At 71.9% G+C, this 16,244-nt stretch carries 15 protein-coding genes; 7 read left to right on the forward strand and 8 right to left on the reverse strand.

Annotation, left to right across the window (positions count from 1 at the left end):
* Nucleotides 1-99: 99 nt before the first annotated feature.
* Nucleotides 100-1,671 (reverse strand): bifunctional phosphoribosylaminoimidazolecarboxamide formyltransferase/IMP cyclohydrolase, encoded by a 1,572-nt coding sequence (gene purH, locus V6V47_RS27395; protein WP_334631257.1) that lies wholly within the window; start codon nt 1,669-1,671, stop codon nt 100-102.
* Nucleotides 1,668-2,288, reverse strand: coding sequence for a phosphoribosylglycinamide formyltransferase (gene purN, locus V6V47_RS27400; RefSeq protein WP_334631258.1), 621 nt, complete (start codon nt 2,286-2,288; stop codon nt 1,668-1,670). Before purN ends, purH begins: the two co-directional genes overlap by 4 nt.
* A 182-nt stretch (nt 2,289-2,470) precedes the next feature.
* Between purN and V6V47_RS27405 the strand changes: the two genes are divergently transcribed.
* On the forward strand, nt 2,471-2,761 hold the full coding sequence (locus V6V47_RS27405; RefSeq protein WP_334631259.1) for a CD225/dispanin family protein: 291 nt from the start codon (nt 2,471-2,473) through the stop codon (nt 2,759-2,761).
* 27 nt (nt 2,762-2,788) lie between these two features.
* Nucleotides 2,789-3,406: a DUF4190 domain-containing protein gene (locus V6V47_RS27410; RefSeq protein ID WP_334631260.1), complete on the forward strand. Its 618-nt coding sequence runs from the start codon at nt 2,789-2,791 to the stop codon at nt 3,404-3,406.
* A 166-nt stretch (nt 3,407-3,572) separates the two neighbouring features.
* Here V6V47_RS27410 and V6V47_RS27415 read toward each other — a convergent pair whose 3' ends face one another.
* Nucleotides 3,573-4,880, reverse strand: coding sequence for a cell division protein PerM (locus tag V6V47_RS27415; protein WP_334631261.1), 1,308 nt, complete (start codon nt 4,878-4,880; stop codon nt 3,573-3,575).
* Between the two features lie 197 nt (nt 4,881-5,077).
* On the opposite strand from V6V47_RS27415, the gene V6V47_RS27420 reads away from it, so the two are divergent.
* Entirely contained in the window at nt 5,078-5,344 is a 267-nt protein-coding gene (locus V6V47_RS27420; protein ID WP_334631262.1) for a DUF4190 domain-containing protein, read from the forward strand.
* A 15-nt stretch (nt 5,345-5,359) separates the two neighbouring features.
* On the opposite strand, the gene V6V47_RS27425 is transcribed toward V6V47_RS27420, so the two are convergent.
* The 4 genes from V6V47_RS27425 to V6V47_RS27440 form a co-directional block, all read right to left on the reverse strand.
* Nucleotides 5,360-5,845: a GNAT family N-acetyltransferase gene (locus V6V47_RS27425; protein WP_334631263.1), complete on the reverse strand. Its 486-nt coding sequence runs from the start codon at nt 5,843-5,845 to the stop codon at nt 5,360-5,362.
* A 75-nt stretch (nt 5,846-5,920) separates the two neighbouring features.
* Nucleotides 5,921-6,808: a succinate--CoA ligase subunit alpha gene (gene sucD, locus V6V47_RS27430; protein WP_334631264.1), complete on the reverse strand. Its 888-nt coding sequence runs from the start codon at nt 6,806-6,808 to the stop codon at nt 5,921-5,923.
* A gap of 2 nt (nt 6,809-6,810) precedes the next feature.
* On the reverse strand, nt 6,811-7,989 hold the full coding sequence (gene sucC / locus V6V47_RS27435) for an ADP-forming succinate--CoA ligase subunit beta (protein WP_334631265.1): 1,179 nt from the start codon (nt 7,987-7,989) through the stop codon (nt 6,811-6,813).
* 405 nt (nt 7,990-8,394) lie between these two features.
* On the reverse strand, nt 8,395-8,799 hold the full coding sequence (locus V6V47_RS27440; RefSeq protein ID WP_334631266.1) for a cobalamin B12-binding domain-containing protein: 405 nt from the start codon (nt 8,797-8,799) through the stop codon (nt 8,395-8,397).
* A gap of 421 nt (nt 8,800-9,220) precedes the next feature.
* Here V6V47_RS27440 and V6V47_RS27445 point away from each other — a divergent pair, with 421 nt between their 5' ends.
* Nucleotides 9,221-9,928: a M23 family metallopeptidase gene (locus V6V47_RS27445; RefSeq protein ID WP_334631267.1), complete on the forward strand. Its 708-nt coding sequence runs from the start codon at nt 9,221-9,223 to the stop codon at nt 9,926-9,928.
* A 273-nt stretch (nt 9,929-10,201) separates the two neighbouring features.
* On the forward strand, nt 10,202-10,969 hold the full coding sequence (locus tag V6V47_RS27450; protein ID WP_334631268.1) for a peptidoglycan DD-metalloendopeptidase family protein: 768 nt from the start codon (nt 10,202-10,204) through the stop codon (nt 10,967-10,969).
* Nucleotides 10,970-11,063: 94 nt separating this feature from the next.
* On the opposite strand, the gene pcrA is transcribed toward V6V47_RS27450, so the two are convergent.
* The gene (gene pcrA / locus V6V47_RS27455) at nt 11,064-13,481 is read right to left on the reverse strand and encodes a DNA helicase PcrA (protein WP_334631269.1); all 2,418 of its coding nucleotides are present in this window, start codon (nt 13,479-13,481) and stop codon (nt 11,064-11,066) included.
* A 158-nt stretch (nt 13,482-13,639) separates the two neighbouring features.
* Between pcrA and V6V47_RS27460 the strand changes: the two genes are divergently transcribed.
* Both V6V47_RS27460 and V6V47_RS27465 read left to right on the forward strand, forming a co-directional pair.
* On the forward strand, nt 13,640-15,490 hold the full coding sequence (locus V6V47_RS27460) for a bifunctional metallophosphatase/5'-nucleotidase (protein WP_334631270.1): 1,851 nt from the start codon (nt 13,640-13,642) through the stop codon (nt 15,488-15,490).
* A gap of 263 nt (nt 15,491-15,753) precedes the next feature.
* On the forward strand, nt 15,754-16,122 hold the full coding sequence (locus V6V47_RS27465; RefSeq protein ID WP_442934313.1) for a chorismate mutase: 369 nt from the start codon (nt 15,754-15,756) through the stop codon (nt 16,120-16,122).
* Nucleotides 16,123-16,244 lie beyond the last annotated feature (122 nt).

A 16,244-nucleotide genomic window follows, 5' to 3' on the forward strand; every position in this document is an offset into this window, starting at 1 on the left:
CGTCGATCTAGGGCGTATCGCTGTCGAGGGAGATCAACTCACCGCGATGTGCCCTAGATCGACGCCGGCGGAGGGGGCGCGGCGCGCGGTCCTGCGCGTCTAGTGGAAGAAGTGGCGGGTGCCCGTCAGGTACATCGTCACGTTGGCTTCCTTCGCCGCGGCGATGACCTCCTCGTCGCGGATCGAGCCGCCGGGCTGCACGATGGCGCGTACGCCGGCGTCGATGAGGATCTTCGGGCCGTCGGCGAACGGGAAGAACGCGTCCGACGCGGCAACCGATCCCCGGGCGCGGTCGGCGCCGGCACGGCTGACCGCCAACTGCGCGGAGTCGACCCGGTTGACCTGACCCATGCCGACCCCGACGGTGGCGCCGTCCTTGGCGAGCAGGATCGCGTTGCTCTTCACCGCGCGGACCGCCCGCCAGGCGAAGGCGAGGTCGCGCAGCAACTCCTCGTCGGCCGCGTCGCCGGTCGCGAGCTGCCAGGCCGTCGGGTCGTCGCCGGAGGCGTCCACCCGGTCGGCGACCTGGGTCAGTACGCCGCCGGTCACCGGCCGCCACTCCAGCTTCGCCGGGGTCCAGGCCGGCGCGCGCAGCAGCCGGATGTTCTTCTTGCCCTGCAACACCTCGACCGCGCCCTCATCGAAGCCGGGGGCGACCACGACCTCGGTGAAGATGTCCGCCACCTGCCGGGCCAGCTCGACCGAGACCGACCGATTGACCGCGATCACCCCGCCGTACGCCGACACCGGGTCGCAGGCGTGCGCCTTGCGGTGCGCGTCGGCCACATCGGCGCCCACCGCGATACCGCACGGGTTGGCGTGCTTGATGATCGCGACGGCCGGCTGGTCGGCGAAGTCGTTCGCCGCGCGCCAGGCGGCGTCCGCGTCGACGTAGTTGTTGTAGGACATCTCCTTGCCGTGCAACTGCTCGGCCTGCGCGAGCCCGGCGGGAGCGTCCGGGTCGGTGTACAGCGCGGCCGGCTGGTGCGGGTTCTCCCCGTACCGAAGCACGGTCGACTTGCGCAGCGCCAGCCCGGCGAACGCCGGCCACGAGTCGTCGGCCGGAGCCAGCTCCTGGGCGCACCACTGGGCCACGGCCACGTCGTACTCGGCAATGTCGGCGTACGCCCGGGCGGCCAGCGCGCGGCGCTGGGTCAGGGTGAACCCGCCCTCGTCGAGCGCGGCCCGCAGAGCCGGGTAACCGGCCGGATCGGTGAGCACGGCGACCGAGGCGTGGTTCTTGGCGGCGGCCCGCACCATGGCCGGACCGCCGATGTCGATCTGCTCCACGCACTCCTCGACGCCCGCGCCGGAGGCGACGGTGGCCTGGAACGGGTAGAGGTTGGAGACCAGCAGGTCGAACGCGGCCACCCCCAGCTCGTCGAGCTGGGCGACGTGGGTGTCCTTGCGCAGGTCGGCGAGGAGACCCGCGTGCACCTTCGGGTGCAGGGTCTTCACCCGGCCGTCGAGCACCTCGGGGAAGCCGGTCACCGTCTCCACGGGCGTCACCGGCACCCCAGCGGCGGCGATGGTGCCCGCCGTGCTGCCGGTGGACACGATCTCCACGCCGGCCGCGTGCAGGGCCTGGGCCAGCTCGACCAGCCCGGCCTTGTCGTAGACGCTGACCAGCGCCCGCCTGATCGGGCGGCGCCCGTCCTCAGTGGAACTCACGGAACCGTGACCTTCCTTCCGGTGATGGTCCAGCCTTCGCGGACCAGACGGCCGACCTGCTCGACGAGCTGCCGCCGCTCGGCTTCCTTGATGCGCTCGGTGAGCGTCTCAACGTCGTCGTCGTCGAGCACCGGCACCGCGACCTGGGCCACGATCGGCCCGGTGTCCATGCCGGCGTCGACGAAGAAGAGGGTGGCCCCGGTGAGCTTCACGCCGTAGGCGAGGGCGTCGCGCGGGCCGTGGATGCCGGGGAATGCCGGCAGCAGGGTGTTGTGGGTGTTCAGGTAGCGGTCGCCGAAGGCGGCGAGGAAGTGCGGGCCGACCAGCTTGAGGAACCCGGCGGAGATGACCAGGTCGGGTTGGTGCTTCGCGACGTGCGCGGTGAGCGCGGTGTCCCAGTCCTCGCGGGTGTCGTGGTCGCGGACACGCTCGACGAACGTCGGCACCCCCGCCGCGTCGGCCCGGTCCAGGCCCGCGATGCCGTCGCGGTCCGCGCCGACGGCAACCACCTGGGCGCCGTACGCGGGGTCGGTGGCGGCGTCGAGCAGCGCCTGCAGGTTGCTCCCGGAGCCGGAAACGAGGACGACGACGCGGGCAGCGGACGCGGGATCGGTCACCGGGCCACCCTATCGGGCAGGTCAGGAGGCCGATCGGCTGGGCGGCGTGCCGATCTCGGACAGTGCCGACGTGCATCGACCCGGTACGCTGCCGGTCGCTCGGGCTGGACACCGCGCCGGCCCGCACACCCCCGTCACTGATCCGGCACGCCAGCCGTGTCGTTGGAATGAGGAGCACCCCCATGCAGCCCGGTCACCACCCCCAGCAGCCGCCGCTCAACAACAACATGACGATGTCGATCGTCGCCATCTTCCTCTTCTGGCCGCTGGCCATCCCGGCGATCATCAACGCGTCGAAGGTCAACCCGCTGCTTCAGCAGGGCGACTACGCCGGGGCCCAGGCCGCCGCCACCGAATCCCGCAAATGGTCGAAGTGGGCCCTCATCGTGGGCATCGGGTGGTACGTCATCGTCCTCCTGTGCTGCGCGTTGGGCGGCTTGGGCGCGATCATGAGTGACAACGGCAGCAACTGACGCAACCAGTCCAAGGAGTCTTCTCGCATGCAGCCCGGTAACCCCGGTCAGGACCCGTACGGCCAGCAGCCCAACCAGGACCCGACCGCACCCCAGCCGCCGCACGACCCGTACGCGCCGCCGCCGGCCGCCCCGTACGGTCAGCCGCCGGCCGCTCCGTACGGCCAGCAGCCGCAGGACCCGTACGCGGCACCGCAGAACCCGTACGGCCAGCCGCCGCAGAACCCGTACGGCCAGCAGCCGACCTCGGGGCAGCCGTACCCCACGTCGGGTCAGCCGTACGGCCAGCAGCCGCCGTACCAGGACCCGTACGGCCAGCAGCAGCCCTACGGCGCGCCGACGTACCCGAACGCCGGTTACCCGCAGGCCCAGGGGCAGGGGCAGAACAACACCCTCGGTCTGCTGTCGCTGATCCTCGGCATCGCGTCGATTCCGCTGGTCTGCTGCCTCTACATCGGCATCCCGGTCGGCATCGCCGGCATCATCACCGGTTACCTGGGCCGGCAGAAGGCGGCCCAGGGGCTGGCCAACAACGCAGGGCAGGCCAAGGCCGGTCTGATCTGCGGCGCGGTCGGCGCCGGGCTGGGCATCCTGGTGCTCATCCTGGGCATCGTGGCGAACGTCAACCTGCCGACGCAGCCCTGACCGACCCGATTCCGACGGGGCGCTCCGGACTCCTCCGGGGCGCCCCGCGCCGTTTCAGCCCCGGGCGGGTGCTTCCCGCGATCTTGCACTTGCTGCCTCGACGTAGCGGGCATCCCACGCACATCGGCGACCGAAACTGCAAGATCGGCGCGCGCCGGCGTTGGTTCTAATCCGTCGCCCTGGTCGCGGCGCCCGGGGCCCGGGTGAGGACCCGGGTTGCGGCGGCGCCGATCAGTGCGCCGACCGCGATGACGCCGGCCGCCACGGCCCCGACCTGCCAGGCGACCGGCCCGACCTGCGCCAACCGGCCGGCACCGAGCGGCCCGCCGGACGCGGCGGCGGCCACGCCGACCAGCACGCCGGCGACCGGCCCGGCCAGCGCCGCCGGCGCCAGCAGCTCGACCCAACGCTGCGGGGCCCGCTCCGGCCCGGCCTGCCGGGCCACCCGGCGGGCGAGCAGCCAGCCGGCGATCATCCCGGCCAGCACCGGCACCGCGAGCAGCAGCGCGCCGAGGCCGTCCACCGGGCCGCGCGGCAGGCCAGCGAGCAGGGGTACGGCAGGCAGCGCGCCGACCGACACCTCGCTGGTACGAACGGCGGTGTCGGTGCCCACCGCGAAGCCCGGCCCGAGCAGGTAGCTGGTCGACCAGAGTGCCGCGTTCGGCGCGTACGCCATGCTGACCAGGGTTATCCCGGCCTGCCCGGCCACTCCGGTCCGGTACGCGCCGATCATGTCCGCCGCGTCTCCGCCACCGGTGGCCACCGCCAGACCGGCCGCACCGGCACCGGCGCTGACGAGCAGCAGCCCGGCCACCAGGCCGGTGCGCACGGCATCGCGCAGCGGCGCCGGCATCCGAGCGACGAGCAGCCCGGTGACGGCACTGATCCGGGTCGCGCCGACCAGTGCGGCCAGTGTGCCGACCACCGCGAAGGTGGCCGCCGCCCGGATCGGGGACACGGTCGGCCCACCGGCACCGACCAGCACCGCCGCGAGCGCGCCGAGCAGCGCGTACGCCAGACCGACCGCACCCGCCGCGAGCAGCGCCCGGCGCGGCGAGCGGGCGTTGCGCGCGCCGATCGCCCGGCTGACGTGGACGCCGGCCCGGCTGAGCCGCCAGAGCACGAGCACGGTCAGCGCCAGCGGGGCGAGCCCGAACGGGCCGGACTCGGTGTGCAGCGGCACCCCGTGGCCGAGCAGCCAGCCGGCCAGCGCGGTGCGCAGGGCACCGGTGAGTGTGGCGCCGTCCGCGCCGAGCTGGACGAGGCCGAGCACGATGGCGACCGGCAGGTAGGAGGTGAGAGCGGCCCAGCCAGCGGCCACCCCGGCGGCGACGGGGAGTGGTGCCCGCCCGCGCGGCGACCCACCGGCGCGGGGCGCGGGCACTCGCCGGGCCGGCGCGGCACGCTGGACCGGCCGGTCGGCGGCGCTCACACCGCCGGCACGGCCGGGATGGTCAGGGGTGACGGGGGACATCGGGTCTACTCTGGCACGTCGCGCGGGCGGTGGCAGTCCGATAACCCGCCCCGAACGGCGGCGAGTTGACCGAACCGGGGCCCGCACCGCCCGGCCCGGTCTAGCCTCGGCCGGAGGGGGCGATCCTCGCCGCCACCCGGCCGGGCCCGCCCGACGCGGTGCGAACGGCCGTCGTTCACGATCGCCCGGAGGAAGCCGTGACGAGCGCCTACCCGCCGCCCACGCCCCCGCCAGCCAGGGGCCGGGACCGGAGCACGCTCTGGGGAGTCCTGGGCATCGTGCTCGGCCTGATCTGCTGCGGAGTCTTCGGCATCATCTTCGGCTACCTGTCGATCCGCGACGCCCGGCGGAACGGCCAGTCACCGCTGCTGGGCTATCTCGCCATCGTGCTCGGCGTGATCAACATCATCGGTGGCACCATCCTGCGGGCCACCGGCAACTACCCGTTCTGGAACAGGGACTGAGCCGGCGCCGGCCGGTCAACCGACGAGCCGGCGTTGATAGCGCAGCCCGGGGCGCCCGTCGATGCGGATCTCCGCCACGACGCGGAATCCGGTACGGCCCAGCACGCCCTGGGAGGCCGGGTTGTCGAGGGTGGTCACCGCGGTGAGGGTGGCCAGTCCGTAGACGGTGGCGGCCAACTGACACACCTGCTCGACCGCAGCGCTCGCCACACCCCGACCGGCGGCCCGCTCGGCGATCCGGTAGCCGAGCTCGGCCGAGGCGTCCGCGACGTCCACCAGGTTGACCCGACCGACGAGGTCACCGGGCCCGGCCAGGACGACGTGGAAGTGGCAGTCACCGGCGGCCTGCTCGGCCAGCAGCGCCCGGTGCCGGTCGGCGAACCCGGTGAAGTACGCGTCGCCGCGATCCGGGATGGAGCGGGCGAAGTAGGTGCGGTTCTCCCGCTCGAAGGCCAGCAACGCGTCCGCGTGATCGGCCCGCAGCCGCTGCACCGTCACCACGCCCGCAGCATACGGCCGGTACGCCGAGGGGGCCGACCGGAACCGGTCGACCCCCTGCGGTGTTGCTCGATCCGGTCAGTTGCCGGACATGATCTCGCGCATCAGCCGCGCGGTCTCGGTCGGCGTCTTGCCGACCTTCACCCCGACCGCCTCCAGCGCCGCCTGCTTCGCCTCGGCGGTGCCGGCCGAGCCGGAGATGATCGCCCCGGCGTGACCCATGGTCTTGCCGGGAGGCGCGGTGAAGCCGGCGATGTAGCCGACCACCGGCTTGGTGACGTTGTCCTTGATGAACTCGGCGGCCCGCTCCTCGGCGTCGCCACCGATCTCACCGATCATGACGATGGCGTCGGTGTCCGGGTCGGCCTCGAACGCCGCCAGGGCGTCGATGTGGGTGGTGCCGATGATCGGGTCACCACCGATGCCGACGGCCGTGGAGAAGCCGATGTCCCGCAGCTCGTACATCATCTGGTAGGTCAGCGTGCCACTCTTGCTGACCAGGCCGATCCGGCCGGAGCCGGTGATGTCGGCCGGGATGATGCCGGCGTTGGACGCACCCGGCGAGGCGATGCCCGGGCAGTTCGGCCCGATGATCCGGGTCCGCTCGCCCTGCGCAACGTTGTACGCCCAGAACGCGGCGGTGTCGTGCACCGGCACGCCCTCGGTGATCACCACGGCCAGCGGGATCGCGGCGTCGATCGCCTCGAGCACAGCGGCCTTGGTGAACTGCGGCGGCACGAAGATGACCGTGACGTCGGCCCCGGTCTCGGCCATGGCATCCGCCACGGACGCGAAGACCGGCAGCTCGGTGCCGTCGAAGTCGACCTTCTGGCCCGCCTTGCGCGGGTTGACGCCACCGACCACGGTGGTGCCGGCGGCGAGCATCCGCCGCGTGTGCTTGGAACCCTCGGAACCGGTCATCCCCTGGACGATGACCTTCGAGTCCTTGGTCAGCCAGATAGCCATGCTCAGACCCCCGCAGCTGCCAGCTCGGCGGCCCGCTCGGCCGCACCGTCCATGGTGTCCACCCGCTGCACGAGCGGGTTGTTCGCGCTGTCCAGGATCGCCCGGCCGGCCTCGGCGTTGTTGCCGTCGAGCCGGACGACGAGCGGCTTGGTGACCTGCTCGCCGCGCTGCTCCAACAGGGCCAGCGCCTGGATGATGCCGTTGGCGACCTCGTCGCAGGCGGTGATGCCGCCGAAGACGTTCACGAAGACGCTCTTCACCGCCGGGTCGGAGAGCACGATCTCCAGCCCGTTGGCCATCACCGCGGCGCTCGCGCCGCCGCCGATGTCGAGGAAGTTGGCCGGCTTGACGTTGCCGTGCCGCTCACCGGCGTACGCGACCACGTCGAGGGTCGACATGACCAGACCCGCGCCGTTGCCGATGATGCCGACCTCGCCGTCGAGCTTGACGTAGTTGAGGTCCTTCTCCTTGGCGGCCTGCTCCAGCGGGTCCACCGCGGCCTGGTCGACCAGCGCCTCGTGGTCCGGGTGCCGGAACGCGGCGTTCTCGTCCAGGGTGATCTTGGCGTCGAGCAGCAGCAGCCGACCGTCGCCGTTCTTGGCCAGCGGGTTCACCTCGACCAGGGTGGCGTCCTCGGCGACGAACGCCTGCCACAGCCCGACGGCGACCTCGACGACCTGATCGGCGACGTCGGCCGGGAACCCGGCGGCGGTGACGATCTCGCGGGCCTTCGCCTCGTCCACGCCCTTGACGGCGTCGATCGGGGCCTTGACCACCTTGTCCGGGGACTCGACGGCGACCTGCTCGATGTCCATGCCGCCGGCCACGCTGGCGATGCAGAGGAAGGTGCGGTTCGCCCGGTCGAGCAGGTACGAGAAGTAGTACTCCTCGGCCACGTCCGCGGTCACCGTGATCATGACCTTGTGGACGGTGTGGCCCTTGATGTCCATGCCGAGGATGTCGGTGGCGCGGGCCACCGTCTCCTCGGCGCCCTCGGCGAGCTTGACGCCGCCGGCCTTACCTCGGCCGCCGACCTTCACCTGCGCCTTGACGACCACCCGACCGCCGAGGCGTTCGGCGATCGCACGGGCCTCTTCCGGGGTAGTGGCGACGCCGCCGGCCAGCACGGGCAAGCCGTGCCGCTCGAACAGGTCCCGCCCCTGGTACTCGTACAGGTCCACGATTGCGCGTCCCGTCCCGTCTCCGCGGCGCGCCGTCGCGCCGCCACCAGCGTTCAGAAAACAGTTTGACGCCTGTCATCACTTGAAACAGGTCATTGGCCGCAGCCTAGCGAGGTGGGCACGGCCGGCAACCGAGCGGGTGCACGGTGTGCGGTAATGCACAACCGGGCGCCGACGGCGGCCTGTTTTGTCCATGGCGCGGGCGGCGTCCACCGTCCGGGCGATGTTGCCGGGGGCGCGTAACCCGGCCGTCGGGGCGTCGTTGAGTCAGGTGTCGGAGCGCTGGTCAAGCGCAATGACGGGAGACGGCCGATGCCCTGTCGGTCGAGGGGTGGCGGCGGGGCATCGTGCATAGAGGGGCCGGACGTGTGAGGGGTGCGTCCGGCCCCTCCCCCCTGCCCAGAATCAGGCGACCGGCTGGGCGACGTTCGCCCGGACCCACTCGACGATCGACGCGGTGGTGGCGCCCGGCGTGAAGATCTTTGCGACGCCCAGCTTCTCCAACTCGGGAATGTCGCCGTTCGGGATGATGCCGCCGCCGAACACGACGATGTCCCGCGCATCCCGCTCGCCGAGCAGCTCGAGCACCCGACGGAAGAGCGTCATGTGCGCGCCGGAGAGAACGGAGAGACCGACCGCGTCGGCGTCCTCCTGGATGGCGGTCTCCACGATCTGCTCGGGAGTCTGGTGCAGGCCGGTGTAGACGACCTCCATACCGGCGTCCCGCAGGGCACGCGCGACGACCTTCGCGCCCCGGTCGTGGCCGTCCAGGCCGGGCTTCGCGACGACGACCCGAATACGAGAGCTCATCAACGCACACCTTTCACCGGCTTCACGGCCTTCACCTGAACGAACGGTAACCCGGCCGAGCGGGCCCGGGAAATCCGGGCCGGAACCCCCTCGACTCCGGACGGGTCACGCGGAGCGTGGGCTGGCCTGCCGGAGTCGCCCTCGTCAAGCCGGACGACTCCGCCGGATCGGTCACGCTCGGCGACGAACGGGCAGTAACGCGGGCACCGTTTGGTGTCTCGAGGCGTGACAATCATGGACGCACACGGACAAGTCGACACGCCAATTCGGCGCTCTGGCTTGTGACTCGCCTGGTGGTTGGCTAACGTGTCCACGGTTGTCATCAGGTCCATGGACGGGTGACGACGCGGTCAGCGGACGTTCAACGGAGCTTCACGAACGTCCACCGGCCGCCTCGGAACCCCGACAACGGAGGGTGTGCGTGCGCCAGCGCCTGTCGTCTGAGCCCGATCGATATCGCGGTCGTCGCCGCGTGCCCACCCCCCCGCGGAGCCGCTACGCCGCCGTCGTCACCACCGCGTTCGTCGGCGCCGGCCTCGTCGCCCTCGGCGCGAGCGCCCTGCCGGACGCCAAGGACGTCAGCCCGACGGTGCTCGACGAGCTCAAGCAGGCGTCGGTCACCAGCCAGGACGCCGCGGCCCGTGCGGACAACGCCGACCGCGCCTCCCGGGACAGCCGGAGCAAGGACGCCGCCGAGCCCGAGGTCTGGCTGCTGCCGCTGCAGGGCTACGACTTCAACTCCCCTTACGGGATGCGCTGGGGCAAGCTGCACACCGGTGTCGACCTGGTCGCCGGCGAGGGCACGCCCTACGTCGCGATCCACGACGGTCTGGTCACCAAGGCCGGCTGGTTCGGCGGTTACGGCAACGCGGTGATCGTTCAGCACGCCGACGGCAGCGAGGCCATCTACGGCCACTCCTCCGCGCTGAGCGTCAAGGAGGGGCAGCAGATCAAGGCGGGTGACCAGCTCGGCCTGGTGGGCCAGACGGGTCACGCCTACGGCACCCACCTGCACCTGGAGATCCATGTCAAGGGCCAGCCGGTCGACCCGGTGCCCTACCTCCAGGAGCGTGGAGTGGACATCAAGCTGCAAGTCGAGACAATCTACAACGAGGTAGCGGGGTCCTGACGCTACGCACTCATCGTTGACCGCCCGGATCTGTCGATCCGGGCGTTTTCTTGTGGCCTACGGTCGGCGGATGTCTGCCCGGTCACAGCACCGACTGTGACCAACGACACCAGCGACCGAGATCGCTTTTCGGGGCGTACCGCTGCATCGCGGCCCAAACCCGGACAGCCGCCACCCGGTCAGCAACCCGGCCGCTCGGTCCCCCTACCCGTCCCCGCTCGGCCCGACACCAGTATTTCGAGGTCAAGTGCCCCTCGACTGTGAAGGTCCGCCGTGCAGGAAGACAGCCCCGTCCAGAACGAGAACACCCCCGACACCGCCACCGAGGAGCCCCGGCGCCCCGGCCGACGGAACCGCGCCATCGTGCTCGGCGCGGCTGCGCTGGTCGCCCTCGGCCTGACCGGCGTCGCCGTCGCCACCGCCGGTGGAGAACACCCGGCCCCCGCCGCCGTCTCCGTGGACGCGCAGTCCCGTGACGAGGCCGCCAGCCGGGCGGACCGCTCCGCCCGCGAATCGACCACGCCGGTCACCCCCTCGGTCAGCCCCACCGCGAGCCCGTCGCCGGCCAGCCCGAGCCCGACAGCGGCGAAGACGGCCGCCGCGAAGCCGAAGCCGAAGCCGAAGAAGACCACCAAGCCCACACCCGCCTGGGTCGACCCACTGCCCGGCGCCTCGGTCACCTCCTGCTTCGGGCAGCGCTGGGGGACCCTGCACGCCGGCATCGACCTGGCGCTGCCCTCTGGCACGCCGATCCACGCCGCGGCCGCCGGCACGGTGGTCCAGGCCGGCGACGCCGCCGACGGGTACGGCAACTCGGTCTTCATCGACCACGGCAACGGCTACCTGACCCACTACGCCCACCAGAGCCGGATCGCGGTGACCGTCGGTCAGAAGGTGAAGGCCGGCCAGGTGATCGGCTACGAGGGCGCCACCGGCGACGCCACCGGCCCGCACCTGCACTTCGAGGTGCACCAGGGCATGTGGAACCAGATCGACCCGGCCCCGTTCATGCGGGCGCGCGGCGTGGACCTGGGCTGCTGATCCGCGCTACCTCCGCGAAAGAGTGGCCTCCGTTCCGCCGGAGGCCACTCTTTCTTGATCTCAGTGCAGAGATGTCGGGCGGCGCCCGCCGCCGTCAGAGCTTGTCGATCGGCGCGTGCCGCAGCACCAGCCACATGGTCTGGTCGCCGAAGTCGATCTGCGCGCGGGCGTTCGGGCCGTGCCCCTCGACGGCGACCACCCGGCCCAGCCCGTAGCGCTGGTGGTTGACCCGGTCGCCGGCCGTGACCTTCGGCCCCTGCGGCAGCTCGCTGGCCGTGGTCAGGCGGCTGCCGTCCACGCCGAGCCGCTTGGCGAGCTGCGCCGCCTTCGGGGTGCCGCCAGCGAAATTACCCCGGCCGCCGGGCGCGCGGTCCGCACGACCGCCCACGCCGCCGCCTCCGCCGGCCCACGAGGTGTACGACCCCTCGGTGCGCTCCCAGTGCACCAGCTCCGGCGGCAGCTCCTCCAGGAACCGCGACGGCGGGTTGTAGGCCGGCTGCCCCCATGCCGACCGGGTCACCGCCCGGGAGAGGTAGAGGCGCTGCCGGGCACGGGTGATGCCGACGTACGCCAGCCGGCGCTCCTCCTCCAGCTCGCGGGTGTCACCCAGCGAGCGCAGGTGCGGGAAGACGCCGTCCTCCAGACCGGTCAGGAAGACCACCGGGAACTCCAGCCCCTTGGCGGTGTGCAACGTCATCAGGGTGACCACGCCCTGGTGGTCGGGGTCGTCGGAGGGGATCTGGTCGGCGTCGGCAACCAGCGCGACCTGCTCCAGGAAGCCGGCCAGGGTGGCCCGCTCCCCCTCCTCGCCCAACGCCTCGACCCGCTCGGTGTACTCGCGGGCGACGCTGACCAGCTCCTGGAGGTTGTCCACCCGGCCGGCGTCCTGCGGGTCCAGGCTCTCCTCCAGCTCGGTGAGGTAGCCCGAGCGGGTCAGCAGCGCCTCCAGCACCTCCTCCGGTGTGCCGGTCTCGGCCAGCTCACGCGCGCCGTCGAGCAGCGCCACGAAGTCCGCGATGCCGTTGGCGGCCCGGCTGGAGATGCCCGGCGCCTCCCGGGCCCGGCGCAGCGCGGCGCCGAAGGAGATCCGGTCGCGGCTGGAGAGCGCCTCCACACACGCCTCCGCGCGGTCGCCGATACCCCGGCGCGGAGTGTTCAGCACCCGCCGCAGGCTCACCGTGTCGTCGTCGTTGACCACCGAACGCAGGTACGCGAGAGCGTCGCGGACCTCCTTGCGCTCGTAGAAGCGCACCCCGCCGACCACCTTGTAGGGCAGGCCGACGCGGATGAACACCTCCTCGAAGACCCGGGACTGGGCGTTGGTGCGGTAGAAGACGGCGACATCGCCGGGGCGGGTCTCGTCGGCGTCGACCAGCCGGTCGATCTCCCGGGCCGCCCAGTCCGCCTCGGCGTGCTCGGTGTCGGCCACGTAGCCGACGATCTGCTCGCCGGCGCCGGCCTCACTCCACAGCCGCTTCGGCTTGCGGGAGGTGTTGCGGTCGATCACCGCGTTGGCCGCGTTCAGGATGGTCTGGGTGGAGCGGTAGTTCTGCTCCAGCAGGATCGTCCGCGCGTCGGTGAAGTCCCGCTCGAACTCCAGGATGTTGCGGATCGTCGCGCCCCGGAACGCGTAGATCGACTGGTCCGCGTCGCCGACCACACACAGCTCGGCGGGCTCGATCCCCTCGGTGCCGGAGACCAGCTCCTTGATCAGCGTGTACTGCGCGTGGTTGGTGTCCTGGTATTCGTCCACCAGCACGTGCCGGAACCGCCGGCGGTAGCTCTCGGCCACGTGCGGGCGGGACTGGAGCAGGTGCACCGTGGTCATGATCAGGTCGTCGAAATCCAGCGCGTGCGCCTCGCGCAGCCGACGCTGGTAGAGCGTGTACGCCTCGGCCAGCGCCCGCTCGTTGGGCCCCTTGGCCCGCGCCGCGAACTGCTCCGGGTCGACCAGCTCGTTCTTCAGGTTGGAGACCTGGGCGGCCAGCCCGCGCGCCGGGTAGCGCTTGGGATCGAGATCCAGCTCACGGGTGACCAGCTGCATCAGTCGCCGGGAGTCGTCCGCGTCGTAGATCGAGAACGTCGACTTGAGGCCGGCGTGCTCGTGCTCGGCGCGCAGGATCCGGACACAGGCCGAGTGGAAGGTCGACACCCACATCAGCCGGGCCCGGGGCCCGACCAGCGCGGCGACCCGCTCTTTCATCTCGCCGGCGGCCTTGTTGGTGAAGGTGATCGCGATGATCTCCCCGGGATGCACATCCCGGGCGGCCAGCAGGTACGCGATCCGGTGGGTCAGCACCCGGGTCTTGCCGGACCCGGCGCCGGCCACGATCAACAGTGGTGAGCCGGCATGGGTGACCGCGTCGCCCTGTGGCCCGTTCAGACCTTCGAGCAACTGCTGCGGATCGAGGCGGACAGCGGGCGGCCGAGGCCGGTCCGGGCGGGCCGGCGCGGACTCCGGCGCGGACTCCGGCGCAGGCGGGGACGCGGGGATGTCAAAGAGAGGATGCATCGCGCCGACAAGTCTATGCCGCCGGTCGGACACTGCCCCGCTGGCGCTCGGCAGCTCGGGCCCGATCGCCTGGTGTCACGGGTGGCGCGTCCGACCCCGATGCAGAACGATGTCGGTGAACATCCGGCTCCTCCCCCGTACACCTTTGGGAGAACACCATGACCCACCCGCGCTCGCGCGGTCGCAGCGCGCTGCGCCACCTGGCCGCGCCCACCCTCGCGCTGGCCGTCGTCGCCGCTCTGCCGCTCGCCACGAGCAGCACGCCGACGTCGGCCACCGCCGGGCCCGGGGCACTCGCCCCGGTCGCCGTCTCCTACGCCACGTCCACCGGCGGCGAGGTCCAGGGCAACTTCCTCAGCTACAACGACTTCCACGGCGCCATCGACCCGCCGGTCGGCAGCGGCGCCGTCGTCAACGGCACCCCGGCCGGCGGTGTGGAATACCTCGCCACCTGGCTGAAGCGCCTCCGGGCCGAGGCGTCCGCCGAGGGGCGGCAGAGCACCACGGTCGGTGCCGGTGACCTGATCGGCGCCACCCCGCTGGTCAGCGCGGCCTTCCACGACGAGCCGACGATCGAGCTGATGGACGAGATCGGGCTGCAGATCAGCTCGGTCGGCAACCACGAGTTCGACGAGGGCGTCGGCGAGCTGCTCCGGATCAACAAGGGTGGCTGCCACCCGGTTGACGGCTGCCAGGACGGCGACGGCTTCGCCGGGGCGAAGTTCACCTACCTGGCCGCCAACACGATCAACAAGAAGACCAAGCTGCCGATCCTGCCCCCGGTCGACATCAAGCTCGTCGGCGGCGTCCCGGTCGGCTTCGTCGGGGTCACCCTGGAGGGCACCCCGGGCATCGTCAACCCGGCCGGCATCAGCTCGGTGGAGTTCAAGGACGAGGTGGCCACCGCCAACAAGTGGGGCGGGCTGCTCAAGCTCGTCGGGGTCAAGGCGATGGTGCTGCTGGTGCACGAGGGCGGCGCGCAGTCGGCGCCGCCGAGCACCCCGGGCATCTCCGACTGCGCCAACTTCTCCGGGCCGATCGTGGACATCGTCCGCGGCCTGCGGCCGGAGTTCGGCCTGGTCGTCTCCGGCCACACGCACCGCTTCTACTCCTGCTCGCTGCCGAACTCGTCCGGCGCGCAGAGCGTGGTCACCAGCGCCGGCACCAACGGTCAGTTGATCACCGACATCGACTACTCGCTGGACCGGCGCAGCGGCCGGTTCACCGGGATCTCGGCCCGCAACGTGATCGCCGAGAACGGGGTGCGTAACCCGGACGGCACCTGGCAGCAGAGCGCGCCCGGCACCTACGTACGCAACCCCGAGCTGGTGGACCCGCGCGCCAAGGCGCTGGCCGACAAGTACCGGGTGGCCGTCGCGCCGATCGCGAACCGCGTGGTGGGCCAGATCAGCGCGGACATCGTCCGGGACGTGCGGCCCAACCAGGAGAGCCCGCTCGGCGACGTGATCGCCGACGCCCAGCTGGCGTACACCACGACGGCCGGTGCGCAGATCGCCCTCATGAACCCGGGTGGCATCCGGGCCTCCCTGCCGTACGGGACGTCGGCGGGCGGCGAGGCGCCGGGCGCGATCACCTACGGCGAGGCGTTCACCGTCCAGCCGTTCAACAACCTGGTGGTCACCCAGACGCTCACCGGCGCGCAGGTGAAGAACGTGCTCGAGCAGCAGTTCGTCGGCTTCAACGGGCAGACCACCCAGCGGGTCCTCCAGGTCTCCGCCGGGTTGACCTACTCCTACGACACCACGGCGCCGGCCGGCTCGCGGGTGAGCGCCCTCGCGCTGGGCGGGACGCCGGTGGACCCGACCGCCAGCTACCGGGTCACCACGAACGACTTCCTGGCCAACGGGGGTGACGGCTTCACCGAGTTGACCGGCGGCGCGGCCCGGGTCACCGCTCCCGGCTTCGACGTCGACGCGCTGGTCGCGTACCTGGGCGGTGGCGCTCCGGTGGCACCCGGGCCGGCGGACCGGATCACCCGCCTGGGCTGAGGTGCGTGGAGGGGCCCCTTCCGAGAACGGGCCCCTCCACTACGCCGAATCGCTTGCGCACCACCCGCCGGCTGGGCATACTCGATCACGTGTTCGCTCAGCGCTACTACTTTTACTACGGCACCGGGAGTCCGGCAGCCGTAGGTCGCGCCTGATCGATCAGACCTGCGAAAAGCCCCGGGCTCCTGGAGTCCCGGGGCTTTTTCGTCCCGGGATCCGGGCACCGGGCACCACAGTGCGAGAGGTACCCGATGATGACAGACGTGGCGGAGCAGAGCGGCGGCCCGGTTCAGCCGGCGGCGGAGGAGCCCCCGGCGACGGGGAGCGGGCCGGCGGCGGCCGAGGACGGCGGGCCGACCGAGGCACGGACCGGCACCGCGGAGCCGACCGCTGCCGCGCGGATCGTGGGCATCAGAGAGCGGATCGACGAGATCGACCACGCGTTGATCGCGCTCTGGCAGGAGCGGGCCGCGCTGTCCCAGGAGGTCGGGGTCACCCGAATGGCCTCCGGCGGGACCCGCCTGGTGCTGTCCCGGGAGCGGGAGATCCTGGAACGCTTCCGGGTCGCGCTCGGCGCCGACGGCACCCAACTGGCGCTGCTGCTGCTGCGCGCGGGCCGCGGCCCGCTGTGAGCCGACCCGGCCGACCGCCACGGCCGGCCGCACAGCGCCCCTGGTCGGCCACACAGCGCCGATCCGACCCGGCCAGGGCCCGGACAAACGAAACCGCCTGCCGGCGTCGTGGTGACGTCGGC

This window comes from Micromonospora sp. CPCC 205539 (genome assembly GCF_036906815.1).
GTDB lineage: Bacteria > Actinomycetota > Actinomycetes > Mycobacteriales > Micromonosporaceae > Micromonospora.

What these genes read in the sequence shown, in the direction of transcription:
- V6V47_RS27460 (WP_334631270.1), top strand. Translation starts at nt 13,640, where the DNA reads ATGACCCACCCGCGCTCGCGCGGTCGCAGCGCGCTGCGCCACCTGGCC.
- sucD (WP_334631264.1), bottom strand. Translation starts at nt 6,808, where the DNA reads ATGGCTATCTGGCTGACCAAGGACTCGAAGGTCATCGTCCAGGGGATG.
- V6V47_RS27410 (WP_334631260.1), top strand. Translation starts at nt 2,789, where the DNA reads ATGCAGCCCGGTAACCCCGGTCAGGACCCGTACGGCCAGCAGCCCAAC.
- V6V47_RS27415 (WP_334631261.1), bottom strand. Translation starts at nt 4,880, where the DNA reads ATGTCCCCCGTCACCCCTGACCATCCCGGCCGTGCCGGCGGTGTGAGC.
- pcrA (WP_334631269.1), bottom strand. Translation starts at nt 13,481, where the DNA reads ATGCATCCTCTCTTTGACATCCCCGCGTCCCCGCCTGCGCCGGAGTCC.
- V6V47_RS27440 (WP_334631266.1), bottom strand. Translation starts at nt 8,799, where the DNA reads ATGAGCTCTCGTATTCGGGTCGTCGTCGCGAAGCCCGGCCTGGACGGC.
- V6V47_RS27405 (WP_334631259.1), top strand. Translation starts at nt 2,471, where the DNA reads ATGCAGCCCGGTCACCACCCCCAGCAGCCGCCGCTCAACAACAACATG.